The sequence below is a fragment of the Paraburkholderia sp. Tr-20389 genome (assembly GCF_017104565.1).
Taxonomy (GTDB): domain Bacteria; phylum Pseudomonadota; class Gammaproteobacteria; order Burkholderiales; family Burkholderiaceae; genus Paraburkholderia.
In genome coordinates this window covers 82482-101327 of sequence record NZ_JAAGPD010000001.1, presented here as the reverse complement: position 1 = coordinate 101327, position 18846 = coordinate 82482, and the positions used below count along the sequence as shown (strand labels likewise).

18 protein-coding genes are annotated in these 18846 nt (G+C 64.8%); 6 read left to right on the top strand and 12 right to left on the bottom strand.

Annotated features, from left to right (window positions below; all coding sequences use genetic code 11):
• Positions 1-87: 87 nt before the first annotated feature.
• The 4 genes from G3N95_RS00450 to G3N95_RS00435 all read right to left on the bottom strand — a co-directional run bounded on the left by G3N95_RS00450 (position 88) and on the right by G3N95_RS00435 (position 2976).
• Positions 88-702 carry a hypothetical protein gene (locus G3N95_RS00450; protein WP_205967990.1) on the bottom strand — a complete coding sequence of 205 codons (615 nt, stop codon included), beginning with the start codon at positions 700-702 and terminating at the stop codon, positions 88-90.
• Between the two features lie 71 nt (positions 703-773).
• Entirely contained in the window at positions 774-1565 is a 792-nt protein-coding gene (locus tag G3N95_RS00445) for a molybdopterin-dependent oxidoreductase (RefSeq protein ID WP_205967989.1), read from the bottom strand.
• Positions 1566-1568: 3 nt separating this feature from the next.
• Positions 1569-2168, bottom strand: coding sequence for a cytochrome b/b6 domain-containing protein (locus G3N95_RS00440; protein WP_205967988.1), 600 nt, complete (start codon positions 2166-2168; stop codon positions 1569-1571).
• 154 nt (positions 2169-2322) lie between these two features.
• Positions 2323-2976: a DsbA family oxidoreductase gene (locus G3N95_RS00435; RefSeq protein ID WP_205967987.1), complete on the bottom strand. Its 654-nt coding sequence runs from the start codon at positions 2974-2976 to the stop codon at positions 2323-2325.
• Between the two features lie 186 nt (positions 2977-3162).
• On the opposite strand from G3N95_RS00435, the gene fusA reads away from it, so the two are divergent.
• A complete protein-coding gene (gene fusA, locus G3N95_RS00430; protein ID WP_205967986.1) occupies positions 3163-5208 on the top strand; it encodes an elongation factor G in 2046 nt (681 codons plus the stop codon).
• Here fusA and G3N95_RS00425 read toward each other — a convergent pair.
• The 5 genes from G3N95_RS00425 to G3N95_RS00405 all read right to left on the bottom strand — a co-directional run bounded on the left by G3N95_RS00425 (position 5205) and on the right by G3N95_RS00405 (position 10881).
• Positions 5205-5843 carry a DUF2894 domain-containing protein gene (locus G3N95_RS00425; RefSeq protein WP_205967985.1) on the bottom strand — a complete coding sequence of 213 codons (639 nt, stop codon included), beginning with the start codon at positions 5841-5843 and terminating at the stop codon, positions 5205-5207. The genes fusA and G3N95_RS00425 overlap by 4 nt on opposite strands.
• A gap of 6 nt (positions 5844-5849) precedes the next feature.
• Positions 5850-6497: an OmpA family protein gene (locus G3N95_RS00420; RefSeq protein ID WP_205967984.1), complete on the bottom strand. Its 648-nt coding sequence runs from the start codon at positions 6495-6497 to the stop codon at positions 5850-5852.
• Positions 6494-8932 (bottom strand): DUF802 domain-containing protein, encoded by a 2439-nt coding sequence (locus G3N95_RS00415; RefSeq protein WP_205967983.1) that lies wholly within the window; start codon positions 8930-8932, stop codon positions 6494-6496. Before G3N95_RS00415 ends, G3N95_RS00420 begins: the two co-directional genes overlap by 4 nt.
• 10 nt (positions 8933-8942) lie before the next feature.
• Entirely contained in the window at positions 8943-9689 is a 747-nt protein-coding gene (locus G3N95_RS00410; RefSeq protein WP_205967982.1) for a DUF3348 domain-containing protein, read from the bottom strand.
• Positions 9690-9867: 178 nt separating this feature from the next.
• A complete protein-coding gene (locus tag G3N95_RS00405) occupies positions 9868-10881 on the bottom strand; it encodes an alcohol dehydrogenase (RefSeq protein ID WP_205967981.1) in 1014 nt (337 codons plus the stop codon).
• Between the two features lie 248 nt (positions 10882-11129).
• Between G3N95_RS00405 and G3N95_RS00400 the strand changes: the two genes are divergently transcribed.
• The 4 genes from G3N95_RS00400 to G3N95_RS00385 are packed head-to-tail and all read left to right on the top strand — an operon-like array spanning position 11130 to position 16142.
• Positions 11130-13550 carry a penicillin acylase family protein gene (locus G3N95_RS00400; protein WP_205967980.1) on the top strand — a complete coding sequence of 807 codons (2421 nt, stop codon included), beginning with the start codon at positions 11130-11132 and terminating at the stop codon, positions 13548-13550.
• Positions 13547-14545: a diacylglycerol kinase family protein gene (locus G3N95_RS00395; RefSeq protein WP_205967979.1), complete on the top strand. Its 999-nt coding sequence runs from the start codon at positions 13547-13549 to the stop codon at positions 14543-14545. The genes G3N95_RS00400 and G3N95_RS00395 overlap by 4 nt, the downstream gene beginning before the upstream one ends.
• Positions 14542-15390: a metallophosphoesterase gene (locus G3N95_RS00390; protein ID WP_205967978.1), complete on the top strand. Its 849-nt coding sequence runs from the start codon at positions 14542-14544 to the stop codon at positions 15388-15390. The genes G3N95_RS00395 and G3N95_RS00390 overlap by 4 nt, the downstream gene beginning before the upstream one ends.
• Complete coding sequence (locus G3N95_RS00385; protein ID WP_205967977.1) at positions 15387-16142, top strand: phosphatase PAP2 family protein; 756 nt, start codon at positions 15387-15389, stop codon at positions 16140-16142. Before G3N95_RS00390 ends, G3N95_RS00385 begins: the two co-directional genes overlap by 4 nt.
• A gap of 25 nt (positions 16143-16167) precedes the next feature.
• On the opposite strand, the gene G3N95_RS00380 is transcribed toward G3N95_RS00385, so the two are convergent.
• The 3 genes from G3N95_RS00380 to G3N95_RS00370 form a co-directional block, all read right to left on the bottom strand.
• Entirely contained in the window at positions 16168-17115 is a 948-nt protein-coding gene (locus G3N95_RS00380) for a DMT family transporter (protein ID WP_205967976.1), read from the bottom strand.
• A gap of 302 nt (positions 17116-17417) precedes the next feature.
• Positions 17418-17927: a DUF1269 domain-containing protein gene (locus tag G3N95_RS00375; protein ID WP_205967975.1), complete on the bottom strand. Its 510-nt coding sequence runs from the start codon at positions 17925-17927 to the stop codon at positions 17418-17420.
• A 126-nt stretch (positions 17928-18053) separates the two neighbouring features.
• Complete coding sequence (locus tag G3N95_RS00370) at positions 18054-18305, bottom strand: hypothetical protein (protein WP_205967974.1); 252 nt, start codon at positions 18303-18305, stop codon at positions 18054-18056.
• A 333-nt stretch (positions 18306-18638) separates the two neighbouring features.
• Between G3N95_RS00370 and G3N95_RS00365 the strand changes: the two genes are divergently transcribed.
• The gene (locus G3N95_RS00365) at positions 18639-18836 is read left to right on the top strand and encodes a DUF3079 domain-containing protein (RefSeq protein ID WP_205967973.1); all 198 of its coding nucleotides are present in this window, start codon (positions 18639-18641) and stop codon (positions 18834-18836) included.
• Positions 18837-18846: the final 10 nt, after the last annotated feature.

Below are 18846 nucleotides of genomic sequence, written 5' to 3'. Positions count from 1 at the left end.
ACAAAAATCGAAAAAAATTGGCGAAATTAATCGAGGCCGCTTTGAACCCGTACGCTCAACAAGCGATAAAGGTACCTTCCTGGCGCATTACATCGGCGGCGCGACACCATCCTTTTCCACGACGACGCGCTGCGCGACATACGCGCCTTGCGACGCAGGCGTCGCGACGACGAACACCTTCTTGCCCGGCGTGAGATCGCTATGCGCGGCAGGCGCGATCGTGACAATAGGCACATTCGGCGGAACCGTCACGACGTTGCTGCCGCCCTTGTACGACAGCTTCAGATCGCGCCCGCTCGTGCTCTGCACCACGGTATCGACGTTCGCATTGGTCATCGAACTGTTCGGTCCGAGATCCCATGCATAGTGCCCTTCGCCCGTGCCGCGCGCGGACTCGGGGAACACCACCACTTCCGTCGCCGTCAGCTTGCCGTCCGTGCCCGTCGTCGCTGCCGTGCCGATGAACGAACCCGGCTTGATATCGGAGAGCTGCATCGGCTTGACGGATGAAACGGTCACGGCCGGCTTCACTTCGATCGATACCGTGTCACCGCTGCGACGATGCACCTTGAGCGTGTCGCCGTCGAGCGAGACGATTTCTCCACGAATGCGCGCGGGCTTCGTCGCCGGTGTCTGCGCGAACGCAGCGCTCGCAAGCGTAGCCGTCAACAGAGCGGTGCCGAATTTGATGCGAAAAGACATAGAAGCTCCCAACTGGTTGGTTCAGGTTTAGAGAGAGGAATCAACAACGGAGACGGAACAACGCGATGCCGTCACGAGCCGCCGAACCAGTTGTAGCCCTGGTTCTCCCAATAGCCGCCGGGGTACTGGTTCGTGATTTCGATGGCGACGATGTGCTTCGGATTCTTGTAGCCCAGCTTGGTCGGCATGCGCAGCTTCATCGGAAAGCCGTATTTGGGCGGCAGCACATCGCCGTCGTAGGTCAGCGTCAAGAGCGTCTGCGCGTGCAGCGCGGTCGGCATGTCGATGCTGGTCCAATAGTTGTCCGCGCAACGCAGCGACACATACTTCGCGCTCGTGTCCGCGCCTGCCCGGCGCAGGAAATCGGCAAAGCGCACGCCGCCCCAATGGCCGATCGCGCTCCATCCTTCTATGCAAATGTGCCGCGTGATCTGGCTCTCCTGCGGCAGCGCGCGCAATTCGTCGAGCGTCCACGTGCGTTTGCCGTGCGCAAGACCACTTAGCTGCAAGCGGTAAGAAGCGGCGTCGACCTCGGGCACGTCGTCGATGTCATAGAACGCGTTGAATGGGAAAGGCCGCGTGATCATCGACTCGGGATATGTCGGCGCAAGCTTGTTCGGATCGAACAGCAAGGCCTGCACGTCATCGTTGAAAAACGAAATGCGGCGCAGCGCCGTGTTCACGGACTTGTCGTTGGTGAGATCGCAGCCCGACAGCAGCGCAATGCCGCCGAGCGTCAGCAGCCGCTGACCGAACAGGCGCCGCGCGGGCGATTTGAGTTCGCGCTGCGCGTCGCGAACGATCGCCTCGCCATGCGTGGCGAGAAACGAGCCGGGCTGTGGTGTGCGCTTGCGGATCGTCATGATTCAGCGCCCCCGGATCATCAGCAGCAGCGAACGCGGCACCAGCGCAACCATCGCGACATGCACGACGAAGAATGCGACCAGCACGCTCATGCAGACGAAGTGCACCACGCGCGCGTTGTCGTATCCGCCCATCAGCGTGCGCAGCAGCGGAAACTGCACCGACTTCCACACGGCAAGACCCGATAACACGATCAGCACGATATCGGCGATCACGACCAGATACGCGAGCTTTTGCAGCGCGTTGTAATGCGCAAGATCGTCATGTTTCAGGCGCCCACGCAGCGCGGCGAGCAGATCGGCGGCAAGATGTTTCGCCTTGAGCGGCAGCAGCTTGCGCCGAAAGCGGCCGGACGCGACATTCAACGCGAGATAGACGATGAAGTTCGCGACCAGCAGCCACATCACGGCGAAGTGCCATTGCAGCGCGCCGCCCAGCCAGCCGCCTAGCGTGATCGAAGGAGAAAACTGAATGACGGGGAAGATGGGCGACGCATCGTAGATCTGCCATCCGCTCATGACCATGAGCACGACAGCCAACGCATTGATCCAGTGCGCAATCCGCACCCACCCCGGTTGAACCGTGTTGTGGTTGTGACTCAAGACCGCTCCAGGTTTGATGACGTTTGTTTGAGCGCCGCGCGAGCGCGGCTCGCAACACCCGCAGTGCAACTCAAGGGCAAACGCAATCAATGAGCGGTTATTCCATCACCTCAAAAGATTTTTTTCTTGCAGTCCACTTTCAATCGAAACACGGTCATGCGCCCGCATTGTCCTCGGCGAGAATCTGCTGGATAACCTGCTCGAACGATTCCACCGGTTGCCCGCCCGTCACCAGGTAACGCTGATTGAAGATGATCGACGGCACCGACTGGATACCCATTGCCTGGTACTCCCGTTCTTCCGCACGAACCTCGTCCGCATAGTCCGTGCCGCTGAGCACGGCGCGTGCCTTCCCGGCGTCGAGACCGACGGATTGCGCGGCTTCGACGAGCACTTCGTGATGGCTCGGGTCCTTGCCGTCGCCGTGATAGGCCTGCAACAACGCGAGCTTCAACGGCAGCTGCTTGCCCTCGATGCCTGCCCAGTGCAGCAGCCTGTGAGCGTCGAACGTGTTGTACACATGCGTACGCGGTCCGAATGCGAAGCCGACGCTTGCACCGCGCTCGCGGATCATCGCTTGCGTCTCTTCGATCTCCGCCGGGGTGCGCCCATATTTCTTGCCGAGATAATCGACGATCTTCTCGCCTTCGGGCCCCATCTGCGGATTCAGTTCGAACGGATGCATGACGATCTGCGCATCCACGGCATCGCCGAAGCGCGACAGCGCGAGACGTAGCGACGAAAGCCCGATTGCGCACCATGGGCAGGCGATATCGGAGACAAAATCGATGCGGAGCGGTTGGGTCATTACGGTATCAATCCGATGAGCGATCAATGAAGATTGGGTGGATCGGGGCACGTTATCAGAAACACGCGCGATCCGTTTATACCGCGCCGCAGCATACCCGAGTTCGCAAATTGGTGCGCGCCGTCTGGCAGGACGCGCCATTTTCACCAATAATGCCCGAATCACTGCCGCAGAATGAGGACGGTCATGGATTATCCACCCGAAGCCATCCGTACCATCGCGCTGGTCGGCCATGCCGGTTGCGGCAAGACCTCGCTCATCGAGGCGCTGCTGAAAGAAGGCGGCGCGATCCACGCGGCAGGCAGCGTCGACCGGGGCTCGACGGTCTGCGACTTCGATCCGCTGGAGCGCAAATACCATCACTCGCTCTCTTCCGCGATCGCCCACCTGGACTACCAGAACACCCGCATCTATCTCGCCGACACGCCCGGCTACCCCGACTTCTCCGGTCTCTCCATCAGCGCATTGCCCGCTGTCGAAACAGCGGCGATCGTGATCAACGCGCGCACCGGCATCGAAATGACCACGCGCCGCATGATGGCGTGGGCCGAAGCACGCAAGCTGTGCCGCATCATCATCGTGAACGGCATCGACGGCGAGAAGGTCGATTTGCCGCGACTGCTCGAAGAGATACAAGAGACCTTCGGCAAGAACTGTCTGCCCATCAATCTGCCCGCTCAAGACGCGCACGCCGTGGTCGACTGCTTCTTCAATCCGTCGGGCGAAGCCGATCTATTGAGCGTCGGGTCCGCGCACGACGCGCTCGTCGATCAGGTGATCGAACTCGATGCGAAGCTGATGGAGCTGTATCTCGAACAGGGCGAAGCGATCGAGCCGGAACAGTTGCACGAACCCTTCGAGCGCGCATTGCGCGAAGGTCATCTGGTGCCCGTGTGCTTCACATCGGCGGCAACGGGCGCGGGCATCCAGGAACTGCTCGATGTATTCGTGCGGCTGCTGCCCAACCCGCTCGAAGGCAATCCGCCTCTCTTCTATCGCGATGTCGATGGACGGCGCGACACGGTGCAGGCCGAACCCGATCCCGGCAAGCATGTGCTCGCGCATGTGTTCAAGATCGTGATCGACCCTTACATCGGCAAGATGGCTGTGTTCCGCATTCATCAAGGCACGGTGCGGCGCGACAGTCAGCTATATATCGGCGATGCGCGCCAGCCCTTTCGCGTCGCCCATCTGATGCTCTTGCAGGGCAAGGATCACGAAGAGGTGCTGCAGGCCGGCCCCGGCGACATCTGCGCGACGGCGAAGGTGGACGAAATAGCCTTCGATGCCGTGCTGCACGACGCGCCCGAAGACGGCAACATCCATCTCGCACCGCTCGCCTTTCCGACGCCGATCTACGGCCTCGCAATCGAACCGGAGCGGCGCGGCAACGAGCAGCGTCTGTGGGAAATCCTGCAGAAGCTCGCTGCCGAAGACCCTTGCCTGCGGATCGAACATCCCGTCGGCACCAACGAGACCGTCGTGCGCGGTCTCGGCGAACTGCATCTGCGGCACATGCTGGAGCGGCTCAGCGATCAGTACAAGCTGGCCGTCGTCACGCGGCCGCCGAAGATCGCGTATCGCGAGACCATCGGCGGCAAGGCGGAAGGGCATCACCGTCACAAGAAACAGACGGGCGGCGCGGGACAGTTCGGCGAAGTGATGCTGCGCGTCGAACCGCTGCCGCGCGGCGCGGGCTACGAGTTCGTCGACGCCGTCAAAGGCGGCGCGATTCCGGGCCAGTTCATGCCCGCCGTCGAGAAAGGAATATTGCAGGTGATCGAAAACGGGCCGCTTGCGGGCTTTCCGATGCAGGACGTGCGCATCACCGTGTTCGACGGCAAGAGCCATCCTGTCGACTCGAAGGAAGTCGCGTTCATCACGGCGGGCCGCAAGGCCTTCATCGACGCCGTGCTCAAGGCTCAGCCCGTCCTGCTCGAACCCATCGTCAATATCGAGGTGATGACGCCCGAGACGACCATGGGCGACATCATCGGCGATCTGTCGTCACGGCGCGCGCAGGTGCAGGGCACGCGCAATCTCGCGGGTCATGCCGTCGTGGTGGCGGGGAAAGTGCCACTGTCGGAACTCACCGACTATCAGTCGCGGCTCAACGCGATTGCGGGCGGACACGGCAACTACAACATCGAACTGAGCCATTACGACCCCGTTCCGCCGAACCAGCAGGACAAGCTCGCTTCGCAGTACAAGAAGCAGGCCGACGCGGACTAGCGCGCCTTGCCGCGCGCACCCTTCTTCGCGCTCGCGGCGCGGGGCACCTCTTTGACGGGCGGCACACCGCCGCCCGTGAGCTGCTCCATCCACGACAACGCGTCGACGTACGACAGAAACTGCTGTAGATAACCCGGCGACAGTTCGCGCATCAGCGACAGCGAACGATGCACGAGGCTGCTCGAATTGAGCGGACCGGCATTGCCCGGCACCTGTTCGAGCGATTGACGCAACTGCTTCTCGGCACTGACCTTCGACCAGGTTTCGCGGAAGTAATCGAGCGCCTTCAGTTCGGCGTGAACGGCGGGACTGGACGGCACGCTCCCGCCGTTTTCGGCCGCCTGACTCGCGATGTAATCGACCAGTCCGGCGAGCGGTCCACGCGACGGCTTGCCCGACACGGCGCTGCTTTCCACCGCTTCGGCTTTCGACGCATGGCCTGCGAGATCGGCGGCATAGGCATCGAGCAAAGCTGACAGGCGCGCGTCGAGCACGCGGCGTGCCTCGCCGTCATGCTGTGCGGCGCGCCGAGCCAACGCATCGATGAAATGAAAACGCAGCGGATCGTGCGCGTCGGCGCCCTGCTCGCGCCATGCGTCGAGCGTCGCTTGCGATTGGCTCGCGTCGTGACTCACGTTTCTTTACTCACGATTCGCGCTGCCCGCCGACGACGGCCTCGGCACCGCCGCGATTTCCACGCGACGGTTCTTCGCGCGCCCTTCGCTGTCCGCGTTCGAGCTGACAGGCTGTTCCGAACCGAACGCCGCCGCGAACACCGACGACGCGGGAATGCCCGAATCGATGAACGCGCGCGTCACCGTCAGCGCGCGCTGCGCCGACAGTTCCCAGTTGTCGGCGAAACGCCGGTTGCCGGAACGCACCTGCTGGTCGTCGGCGAAACCGCTCACCATCAGGATTTCGTCATGCGAGCGCAGATACGCGGACAACGGCGCGGCGAGACTCTTCAACAGATCGCGCCCCTGCGGCTGCAACTGATCGGAGTTCAGCGCGAACAGCACGTTGCCGCTGATGCCGATGCGTCCGTTGACGAGCGTCACGCGCCCCGCCGCGAGCGGGCCCGCCAGCGCCTGCTCCAGCGTCTTGCGGCGCTGCGCTTCCATCTGCCGCTGTTTCACCGCGTCGTCGAGGCGCGCGGAGAGTTCCAGCTGCACGCCGATCACGGCGACGAGCAGCAGCACGAACGCGCCCAGCAGCACCGACATCAGATCGCTGAACGCGGCCCAGATGGGTGTCGTCGGCTCGACGCCGCCGTCGATGTCCTCGTTCATGCCGCGTCGGCTCCCGCGGAAGCACGCCTGCCCGCCAGTTGCTGCAGATCTTCGACGATCTGCTTCTGCGACAACATGCTCAGGTCGATGACTTCGCGAGCCTGCGCGACGTAGTACGCCAGTTGCTCGTCGCTACGCATCAACGACTTGTCGAGCGCGGCTTCGATGCGCTGCAGATGCGCCATCAGCTTGTCGTTCGATTCGCCGAACAGCTTCACGGCGACGCCGAACGCGTCGCCGAGACTCGCCACTTCGACGGCGCTGCCCGTCACCTGCGCGGCGACGTCGCCGAGCTTGCGGGTTTCGGCTTCGACCTTGTCGGTGAACTGCGTGCCGACACGCTCCAGCAAGCCCGCCGATGTCGATACGAGCGCATCGACAGCCGTGCGCTGCTCCGTCGACGCATGGTTCACCGCGTCGAGCAGCGTCTCCAGCGTGGCGAGCAAACGGCTGCGCTCGTCGAGCATCGCGGTGTCGCGAACCATGCTGTCGGACAGTTTCTGGCGCAGTTCGGCGACCACTTCGGCCGCCACGCGCGGCGCTTCCGACGCAGCCTGCACGAGCCGCGAAATCTCCGCGATCGTGCCGTTCGCGTGCGCCTGGGTTTGCGTCGAAATATCGCTGGCCGTCTGCGCAAGCGTGTCGCAGATTTCCTGCTGTCGGTTCGCGCTGCGCGCGCCCGCTTCTTCCCATTGCTGGTTCAAGGTCGCGGCGACGGCTTCGAGCGACGCGCGCCATGCGGCCAGACGCGCTTCGTCGCGCGACGCCAGTTCGGCCTGCAAGCCGGCATGCGACTGGCCGACGGCTTGCAACAGCGCTGCCGAATGCTGCTCGAACGCGGCCGCAGCCGTCGTGAGTGCCTGGCGGTTGTGATCGGCGAGCTTTTCACCCGCGCGCTCCTGCTGCGACAGCGCGTCCGTCCATGCTTGCGATACCTGGCCGGCCGTCGCGTCGAGACGCGCCGACACGCCGTCCAGCAAGGTGCCCGAACGCTGCTCGAAAGTCTGGCTGAAGCCTTCCAGCGACGCGCGCAGATCCGCGACCATCGACTCGCTCGCGTTCTGCTGCCCCTGGAGCGCCTTGTTCCACATCTCCGCGACGGTCGCCGTGGTGGCCTCCAGACCCGTCGACAGACCGTCCAGCTGACGCTGCACCGCCTGCTCGACGATCTCGCGCAGCGCGGCCATTTCGCGCGCATGGCCCGCCATCGTCGCTTCCATCGCCGGCTGCAACGCCGCACCGGCGGCGCGGGCGCTTTCCGCCGCGCTCGACACCTGGCCCGCCGTCGCATCGAGGCGCGCCGAGACGCCGTCCAGCAAGGTGCTCGAACGCTGCTCGAAGGTCTGGCTGAAGCCTTCCAGCGACGCGCGCAGATCCGCGACCATCGACTCGCTCGCGTTCCGCTGTCCCTGAAGCGCCTTGGTCCACAGGTCGGCCACGGTCGTCGTGCTCGCTTCGAAGCCCGTCGAGAGTCCGTCGAGTTGACGCTGCACCGCCTGCTCGACGGTCTCGCGCAACGAGGCCATTTCACGCGCATGGCCGGACATGCTCGCTTCCAGCGCCGGTTGCAGCGCTTCACTTGCGGCGCGCGCGCTTTCGGCGGCGCTGTCCTTCAACGACTGCGACACCGTCGAGACGAGCCGCGAGTACGCCGCTTCCGTTCTGCCGTGGAACGCATGCTGGTTCGCGATCAGCCGTTCGTTCAGCGCGACGCTCTGCTGCTCGATCACCGTCATCATCGCCTGAAGGCGGTCGACCAGCGCGGGCATCATGTCGGCCTGGCGTTGCAGCAGCTTGAACGTCTCGTCGCGCTTCTGGCTCTGCGAAAACGCGCGCAGCGTCGTCGCGATCTTCGTGTCCAGCAGATGCGCGGCCTGGGCGCGCTCGCGCCGGCACAGCGCGGACAGCAGCCCGAGCATCGCCGACGTCGCCACGCCCGCAATCGAGGTGCCGAACGCGAACCCCAGCCCCTTGACGGGCGCGGCGAGCGACGCGCGGATCGCCTGCAGGTCCGTCGCGCTGTCCAGCGCGAGGCCCGTGCCGCGCAGCGTCGTCACCATGCCAAGCAGCGTGCCCAGCATGCCGAGCAGCACCAGCAGACCGACCAGATAAGGCGTGAGCGCCGGTCCCGGCAGCGCGACGCGCTCGCCTTCGATACGCAGGCGCACCGGCGTGCGCAAACCGGCATCCAGCCGTTCGAGCCACACGCCGAGCCGCGTCGGCGCCTCGGTCAGTTCCGTCACCGCGCGCGTCAGCGTGGCCGTGGCCTGCTGATAGCGCTGCAACTCCAGCGCACCCGCCACATAGCAGGCGACGACCAGCAGCGTGACGGCGAGCGCCAGCGGGTTCGACACGAGATAGCCTGCGCCGACCCAACCGGCAGCAATCAGACCTACGAGAAAAACAACTACCAAATCAATGCGATATCTGGACATGTCGTCCCAGTTAGCTGATGCGAAGGGCGGCGAGCAGCCCTTCGACCGGTTGAAAACGAATGTCGAGTTCGGCCAGCAACACGCTTTGCATGTCCTTGCGGAACCCGTCGAGCCACGCACCGGGCCGGGTTGCGGGCTCTGTCTGAGCTTGTGCTTCGGCCGGAGCGCCAGCTGCCTGCGCGTCGCGCTCGGCCTTGCGGAGGCGCTCGAAATGGCCGCCGAGCAGGCCCGGCACCGCGCCGAAGAGGCTGCGCTCGCGCGCGCCCAGCGAGCGCTCCATGATCGCGTCCACGACCGCGAGGCGCGTCATCTCGGGCGTCTTCGCGGCCAGCAGGCTGCGCAGGCGGCCGCGCAGCGCGCCGATGCGGGTTTCCATCGTCTGCTGGAGCGCAAGGTAGCACTGGCGAAAATCCGCGTAACTGGCCTCGGGCTGTGCCGGCGCGGTCTGCGCGTGCGGGGCGCCGCGCCGCCGGCGCGTGGACAGCACGCTGTCGCCAGCGATGGCATCGGCCAGCGCAGCGCGCACGCCGGCGCACTCCTCTTCGACCGTGCCTGCACTCCGCGCGCCGGAAACGACACCGGGCGGCTTGCCGTTGAGCGCCGTCGACAGCGCAATGGCGTCCGTCCAGCCGAGCCACTGGCTCAACTGATCGGACAGCGACTGGCTGGAGGCGGACACGTCGGCGGCCGTCAGGCGCGCGAGCAGGCGAACCAGCGTCGGGCCGCTGACCGCAGTGCGCTGAGGGGCTTGAACCATACCACCAGAAATCTTGAAAAGGCAGCAGTTTACACGCTGCCGGACCGGAAACCGCCTGGGGAAGATGTCGATGGGCGGCAGCAGACCTGTCTAGACGGCCGCTGAGCCCTGTTATCAAAGGCGGAGAAGGAATTGCGGCCGCCGTCGCATGCCCGCGACGGCGGCTTGCCGACGCTTGTTACATTGTCAGCACGACGCGGAAACGCGCGGCGCCGCTCATCATACGGTCGTACGCTTCGGCGGCACGTTCGAGCGGATAGGTCTCGATCATCGGCTTGACGTCGGCGAGCGCGCTGAACGCGAGCGTGTCCTCCGAATCCGCCGACGAACCGGACGGCCAGCCCTGCACCGCGTTGCGGCCCATGATGAACTGCACGGGCGGCACCTCGATCGGCTTGTCCGCGGCGCCGAGAATGATCAGCTTGCCGTCGAGCCCGAGACCGCCGAGAGTCGCCGTCATCGCGTCTCCGCTCGTCACCGTCGCGAGGATGACTTTCGCGCCGCCCAGCGCCTTCAGCGCTTCGGCCACGTCCTGCGCGCGGCTGTCGATGTAGTGATGCGCGCCGAGTTGCTTCGCGAGCGGCGCCTTGTCCTCGCCGCGGGCGATCGCGACGGTGTTGAAACCCATCCGCCGCGCAAACTGCACGCCGAGATGCCCCAGCCCGCCGATGCCGAGCACGGCGACCAGATCGCCCGCCCGCGCGCCGCTGTTGCGCAACGCATTGAACGTGGTGATGCCCGCGCAAAGCAGCGGCGCCGCATCGACGTCCTTGAGATCGTCGGGCATGCGCGCGAGCGCTTCGACGGGCGCGACGAGATAGTCGGCATAGCCGCCGTCGTAGCTGATGCCCGGCACCTGCGCTTTTTCGCACACGACGAAGTGGCCACGCCGGCACGCCGCGCAGTGCCCGCAATGTCCGCCATGCCAGCCCACGCCCACGCGCACGCCCGGCTTCCAGCCCTCGACGCCCGCGCCGACGCTATCGATCACGCCCGCGACCTCGTGTCCCGGCACGCGCGGATACTGCAATCCCGGCCACAGGCCGTCTTTCGTCATCGAGTCGCTATGGCAGATGCCGCACGCCTGCACCTTGATCAACACCTGGCCCGCGCCCGGCGCCGGCACGTCGCGCTCCACGAGTTCCAGCGCCCCGCCCGCCGCGCCGACCTGTACCGCTCTCATCTTTCGCATCGAATTTGCTCCAGTCGAAGAACAGTCCTTCCAGCGTGAACGAATACGCATCGACGCCTGCTTCAGACTCGCTGCGACGCAATCCGGCCTGCTGGTCCGAGATGGATACTAGGTGCTGAACGATGCGCGCGCAATTGAACGGTCGCTAACGCCCGGCGCCGCATCCGACGACCGTGCAAACCCGCGATCGTCCGGTACAGTCGATACCTGCACGGAGACATTTCGCGGCAACCATAAGGAGGAAACAAGTGCAGGCCAGACACTCTCTTGCGGTCATATTTGCCTTTGCGGCGCTCGGCGCGTCGTCCGTTCAACCGGCGCACGCGGAGCGCGCACCCGACGAAACGATCACGGTCGAAGGGCTGTCTCGCCCCACGGATATCCTCATCGACAAATGGGGCGTGCCGCATATCTTCGCGGAGAACGAGCACGACGCGTTCTTCGTGCAAGGCTTCAACGCGGCGCGCGACCGGATGTTCCAGATCGATCTGTGGCGCCGCCGCGGCCTCGGCCAACTGGCGGAAGTGTTCGGTCCCGCGTATGTCGAGCAGGACAAGGCAACGCGGCTCTTCGTGTATCGCGGCGACATGGCGGCAGAGTGGCAACGCTACGGGCCCGATGCGAAGCCGGTCGCGACACGTTTCGCAGCGGGCGTGAATGCATATATCGACTGGCTCGCCGCGCATCCCGAGCACCTGCCGGTCGAATTTCGCACGGTCGGCTACTGGCCAGCGAAATGGTCCGCCGACGACGTGGTCCGCATCCGCAGTCATGGCCTCACGCGCAATCTGACCAGCGAAGTGGCACGCGCGAAAGTCGCCTGCAAGAGCAACCTCGATGCCGATTCGGTGCGCTTCGGCTTGCAACCGCCGTGGCAGCCGCACATGCCGGAAGGACTCGACCCGTGCCTGCCCGACGACGTGCTCAAGGTCTTCACGCTCGCTACACAGGAAGTGCGCGTGACGCGCGAGTCGCTCAAGAGCGCCGATGCATCGACCACCATCATCGCGGCCGCGCGGAATCCCGAAGAAGTGACGGAGGGCAGCAACAACTGGGTGATCGCGCCGGACAAATCAGCGACGGGCCGCGCCATCATGGCAAACGATCCACACCGCGCGTATGCCGCGCCGAGCCTGCGCTACATCCAGCAGGTCAGCGCGCCGACACTCGATCTGATCGGCGGCGGCGAACCGTCCGCGCCGGGCGTGTCGATCGGACACAACGGCACGATTGCGTTTGGCCTCACGATCTTCAACATCGATCAGGAAGACCTGTACGTCTACGAGCTGAATCCCGCCAATCCGCACGAGTATCGCTACAAAGGGCGCTGGGAGCCGATGCGCATCGTGCGCGAACAGATCGCCGTGCGCGGCGGCCAGCCCGTCACGGCGGAACTCGCGTTCACGCGGCATGGGCCCGTGATCTATACCGAGGCGGCGAAGCATCGCGCGTTCGCCGTGCGCACCGCGTGGCTCGAACCCGGCATGTCGCCCTACTTCGATTCCGTGCGCTATATGCGCGCGAAAAACTACGCGCAGTTCAAGCGCGATCTGTCGACATGGGGTGCGCCGACCGTGAACCAGGTGTACGCGGACACGCATGGCGACATCGGCTGGGTACCGAGCGGACTTGCACCGAAGCGTCCGAACTGGGACGGTCTGCTGCCCGTGCCGGGCGACGGGCGCTACGAATGGGCCGGCTTCTGGCCGCGCGACGAGATGCCATCCGCATTCAATCCGAAGGACGGCTACTTCACCACATCGAACGAAATGAATCTGCCCGAGGGCTATCCATACAAGGAGCGTAAGCTCGGGTTCGAATGGACCAACGCATCGCGTCATCGGCGCATCGACGAAGTGCTGAAGGCGTCGCCGAAAGTGTCGATTGAAGACAGCGAGCGTTTGCAGAACGACGACGTGTCGATTCCCGCGCGACGGCTCGTCGCGTTGCTCGCGCCGCTTTCGGGCGACGATGCCGACACGCGCGCCGCGCTCGCGCTGCTCAAGGGCTGGGACGCGCACATGGGCGCGAACTCCGCGCAAGCCGCGCTGGAAGAAGTCTGGCTGTCGCGCCATCTCGGCCGCGCGTTCAAGCAGGCCGTCTTGCCGAAGACAGCCGCGGATGCGTTCGACGCCCCGGACACGGCCGTGCTGCTCGACACGCTCGAACATCCCGAGACACGCTTCGGCGATGGCGCGCAGACGAAGCGCGACACCGTGCTGCTGTCGAGTCTTGGCGACGCGTATCGCGAGATGGTGCGTCTGCAAGGCGCGGACGCTGGCGCATGGCAATGGGGCAAGCTGCAGACCAACCTGAACGCCCATCCGTTCGCCGATCTCGTCGACGCCGGCATGCGCGCAAAGCTCAACGTCGGGCCGACGGGCAAAGGCGGCAGTGCGTACACGCCGAATCAGTCGACGTATCGTGCGAGCGATTTCCGGCAGACCAACGGACCGTCGTTTCGCGTGATCGTCGACGTCGGCAACTGGGACAACTCGCGTGCCGTCAATCTGCCCGGCGAATCGGGCGATCCCGACAACCCGCATTATCGCGACCTCGCGCCGATGTGGCTGAACGGCGAGTACTTCCCGCTGCTCTACACACGCGCCGCCGTCGAACAGGCAACCGAAAAGCGCATCCATCTCGTGCCCGGCGCATTGACGCGATGACCTTCGACGCGCGTCCATCCGCCGATGCCACGCACTACGCTGCCCGCCGGATGGACGCACGCGCGCCTTTCGCGATCGTGATGAACGCGGGCTCGGGCCGCAAGCACGGTAACGCCACCGCCGCCCTTCTCGCCGACGCATTTGGCAAGGCGAATCGCGAGTACGAACTGATGCTCGTCGACGATCCGTCGCAACTCGCAGCGACTGCGAAGCGCGCCGTCGAGTTCGCGCAGCCGCGCGGCGGCGCGGTCGTCGGTGCGGGCGGCGACGGCACGCTGTGCGCCGTCGCGCAGGCGGCGATCGGCAGCGGCTGCGTATTCGGTGTGCTGCCGTGCGGCACGTTCAATTACTTCAGCCGCGATCACGGCATTCCCGCCGATCTCCCGCAAGCCATCGATCTGCTGCTGACGGCGCATGCGCATCCCGTGCAAGTCGGCTTCGTCAACGAGCGCATGTTCCTCGTCAACGCGAGTCTCGGGCTGTATCCGAAGATGCTCGAACACCGCGAACTCTACAAGCGGCAATTCGGACGCAGCCGCCTCGTTGCACTCGGGTCGGCCATCCTGATGTTGTTGCGGCGACATAGGCATTTGCGCCTGCATGTCGATCACGAAGGCACGATGCAGGAAATTCGCACCTCGACGCTGTTCGTCGCGAACAACCGCCTTCAGCTCGAACAGGTCGGCGCGGCGGAAGCGCCTTTGCTGGCGCAAGGCTTGCTGGTTGCGCTTGCGCCGCGCGCGACAGGACGCCTTGCGCATATCGTGCTGTCGCTGCACGGCGCGTTCAGCCGGATGCGCGACGCGGGCAACATCATCGGCTTCGCGTTTCGGCGCTTCACCGTCACGCATCCGTCGAAGCGGCGCAGGCGTGTCAAGATCGCCATGGACGGCGAGGTTACGCACATGGACATGCCGCTCGAATTCCGTGTCGGCGAAACGCCGCTTTATCTGCTGAAACCCGAGGCCGACGTCGCCGCACTGAACCGCTCATGACACTGCTGCTCCAGATCTCCGATCCGCACTTCGGCACCGAACGGCCCGAGGTGGTCGAAGCGTTGCTGCGACTCGCCGCGCACGAGCAACCGGATCTCGCCGTGCTGTCCGGCGATATCACGCAGCGCGCGCGGCGCACCCAGTTCGCGGCGGCGCGCGCGTTCGTCGATCGTCTCGGCGCGACGCCTTCGCTCGTGATACCCGGCAATCACGACATCCCTCTCTTCAATCTGTTCGCTCGCGTGCTGCATCCGTATGCGAACCATCGGCGCGTGTTCGGCGCGAATCTCGAACCGCAGTTCGAATCGCGCGAACTGCTCGTGATCGGATTGAATACGACACGTCCGTCGCGCCATACGGACGGCGAGGTATCGGCGGAGCAGATCGAATGCGTCGCGCGGCGGCTGGAGCATGCCACGCCGTTGCAATTGCGTGTCGTGGTCACGCATCAGCCCGTCGCGTCGGTGACGGCGGACGACACGCACAACCTGCTGCATGGCCGCGAACCCGCGATCCGCCGATGGGCGCAGGCGGGCGTCGATCTGATCGTCGGCGGACATATCCATCTGCCGTATGTGCTGCCGCTCGCGGAACGCATGCAGATCGCGCGGCCTGTGTGGGCCGTGCAGGCGGGCACGGCCGTATCGACGCGCATACGCGGGCAGATTTCGAACTCCGTCAATCTGATTCGCTACGACGCGGGCGCGAGAAAGGCTGTCATCGCCCGCTACGACTTCGACGAAGACGGCAAGGCATTCGTGCCCGTGCTACAGCACGAACTCACGCTGGCGCGTCCGGATGAAACGCTGTCGTCCAATTCTGCACACGCAGTCGGGCCGTCATGATCGAACTCGCAAGTCTCGCAGGGCGGCATGCAGTGGCGCTGATGGTGGCGACGTTGGTCGTCGCGGAATGCATCGCGTATGGTGCGTTTTGCATCGGCCGCGCACGCGTGCTGACCTTCGATACAGGCGCTCGCGTCGGCGTCGCCGTCATCGTCCTGGCCGGCGCAGTTTTCGTGGCGATCACGTACGCGCTATTGAGCAACCCCGGATTGCCCCGCTTCGACCTCGCCTTTGCGTTCGATCTCGGCGCAGCGGTTCCGCAAGGCGCGAAGCGGTTCTTCGCGACGGCGACGCATCTCGGCGATCCCTGGCTGCTGGCCGTCTGCTGCACGGCGGGCGTGCTCGCGTTGCTGTCGAAGCGTCACGTGCTGCTCGCCTGCACACTCGCCGCAGCATCGGGCGGAAACGGCCTGCTCAACATGACGTTGAAGCATATGATCCGGCGCGCGCGGCCCGAGTACGACACCGCACTCGCGTCCGTGCACAGCTGGAGTTTTCCGAGCGGCCATACCGCCGGCTCGCTCGCGACATACGGCGCGATCGCGTACGTGCTCGTGCGGACGCTGCCCGCGCAATGGAGGCCGCCTGTCGTGCTCGGTGCGGTCGCGCTGGTCGGGATGATTGCATGGAGCCGGCTGATGATCGGCGTGCATTTCGCGAGCGATGTCGCCGCTGGAGCCATGTCGTCGACCGTGTGGCTCACCGCATGCGTGCTCGTCGCGGAATGGCTGCGCCGCCGCGCTGCACGATGAACGGATCAGCGCGCGCCTGAGACGGTTATGCCGAACCGACCTTGCCGTCGCGCCGTTGCCGCGCGAACACGTATTTCATCCACTCGCGTCCATTGACGACGAACATGCCGGCCAGCACGAGCGCCGAGCCTGCGAGAAAGGTCGGTTCGAGCCGTTCATGCAGCAGCAGCGCGCCCAGCGCAACGCCGAACAGCGGCGCCATGAACGACAGTACGCCGAGCCGCGACGCGAGATAAACGCGCAGCAGATAGAACCACGCGACATAGCTGACGAAGCACACGACGACCGCCTGAAACCCCAGGCTTGCCCACACGAGCGTCGTGCCATGAAAAGCGGACTGCCCCGAGAACAGTGCGAACGGCAGCAACACGGCAAAGGCCCACAGCAGTTGAACGAACAGCGTCTGCGTGGCGGGCGCTTCGCTCAAACGGGTCACGCGCACGGCAACCGTCGTCATGCCCCATGCAGCACCCGCGCAGATGCCCAGCAGGTCGCCCAGCATCCAGTTGGAAGCCGACCGACCAACGCCCGATCCCGCACCCGGACCCACGAACGTGACCGCGATGCCCACGAACGAAACCGCGATCCCCGCCCATTGCGCGCGCGTCATGCGTTCGGACGGCAGCGCGAGTTGCAGGCCGACGGCGGCGAACATCGGCGCCGTGTATAGAAACACGGCCATATGCGATGCCGTGGTCCAGCGCAGCCCTTCGGCGACGAACAGAAACTCGGCGGCAAACAGGACGCCGACCACCGATCCCGGCCCCAGCGCGACGCCTTTGAGCCACTTGTCGCGCACGATCAGCCGGCCGAATACCCAGACCAGCACGGCGGCGACGCCGGAGCGCAGCGATACCTGAAGCAGCGGCGCGACGTCTGCCGCGATCGATTTCATCGCAGCCTGTTGCAGCCCCCAGATCAGGCACAGCACCACCATGCTTGAAACGGCGACGCCGTCCAGAGTCTTTCTCATCGATATTCGCCAGCAGGTCTTGCACGAAAGCGCGCCCGGACCGGCGAGGCGTCTTTCGCCTGGATGGAATAGCGCGGCGGGAGGAATGTCGATGCTTTATCGACGGCACAGCGGTGCCGTTGCGACGAAGCGTGTTGAAGCTTCGTTGAGCCGTTTGGCAGGCCGTCCGACGAGCCCTTGGTGGGCCCGCTCTCGAACCATTCCCCGCGCGCAGGGCCTCAGATTTTCGACGATTTGGACTTCGTTGTCGAATACCTTACAGCGAGCCTCAGAGGAGAGTCACGCCGCCCGCAAGATAGCGCTCACGGAAAGATCGGTGTGGTCGGCTCCGCGCCTTCGAGATCGGCGCGCGGCACATGCTGCGCAATCAGCTGCTCGATCTCGTGTTCCCGCGATCCCGGCACGTCCGCCATGATCAGCAACTGGCCCGCGCGGATCGCTTCGCGGAAGCGTTCGAGCTGCGTGTTCGGCTCGTTGACACCGATCATCGATGCCGTCCACGCGCCGAAGCCCGCGCCCGCCAGCGTCAGCATGACGACAGCGCCGCCTGCGATGGCCAGTTCGGCAGGCGGAAATGCCAGGGCCACGAGGCCGAGCAGCGCGCCCGTCGCGCCGCCGAACGCCACGCCGCGTTCCAGCGCATGCACGACATCGCTGCTCTGCAGCAACGAGGCTTGAGGTAAGGCTTCGAGTGTGACGCTGTGATTCGCGAGCACATGGATGTGCCGCCATGTGATGCGCGCGCGCAGCAGGTCGTCGACGATCGCCCTGGCCGTGGGTGTGTCGGGGGCGAGGAAATAAAGGCGTCTCATATCGGCTCTCCGTCAGATGGCGGGTGTCCGCAACGGGGCGATGCCTTAATCGTACGCCTGAACCGGCTTCAGTGGCTTGCGCTCACACGCTGCCCAGCCGGCCGGCTCGCAGCGATGCGGGGCGCGTTAACCGTGTCCCGTCACGAACTTCTTGGTCGCGTGATAACCGTGTTTCGTCGCGTCGGCCACGGCATGGCCCGCCGACTTCGCGCCATGTCCGATCGCATGCACGCCGTTGCGAACGGCGTGCCCGGTCTCTTTGCCCGCCGCCTTGGCATCGGTCTTGAACTGATGCGCGCCGCTTGCGAGGCTCGCATGCGCCAACGGGCTGGCGAGCGCCAGCACGGCTACGATGAGTGAGATTCTGGACGTTTTCATGCCCCCATTTTCCCATACCGGACGGGCGCGAATATCCGTCAACAGGTAAGCATCGTGCCGAGTTTGTATCGCAATGTTTCCGGTAAGGCTGTGGAGATTCGCTTCGGAGCATTCCGATTCCTGAAGATCGGACGACCGCCTTACATCGCGCATTCGGGCGCCAGACCTGGGTTCGCGCGCCCCGTTCTTCGACTGCGAACGTTTGTCGCATTGCCGATTCGGCGCAGCGGACTAGCATCGATGAAGTTGACACAGCGGACTTGATCCACATCGCATCAGTCCGCGTGAAACGCTGCTACAAGCAGCGATTTCCTTTGCAAGAGGCGATAACACATGGCCAAGAAATTTCCGCTGCATCCGAAGCATCCCGAACGGGTCTGCTGGGGATGCGATCACTACTGTCCGACTGATTCCCTGCAATGCGGAAACGGCTCCAGCCGGACACAGCATCCCATCGAACTGCTCGGCGACGAATGGTACAAGGAAGGCGACTGGGGCATCGAAGTCCCAGAAGAGCAGACCGCGCGATGACGCGCGACCT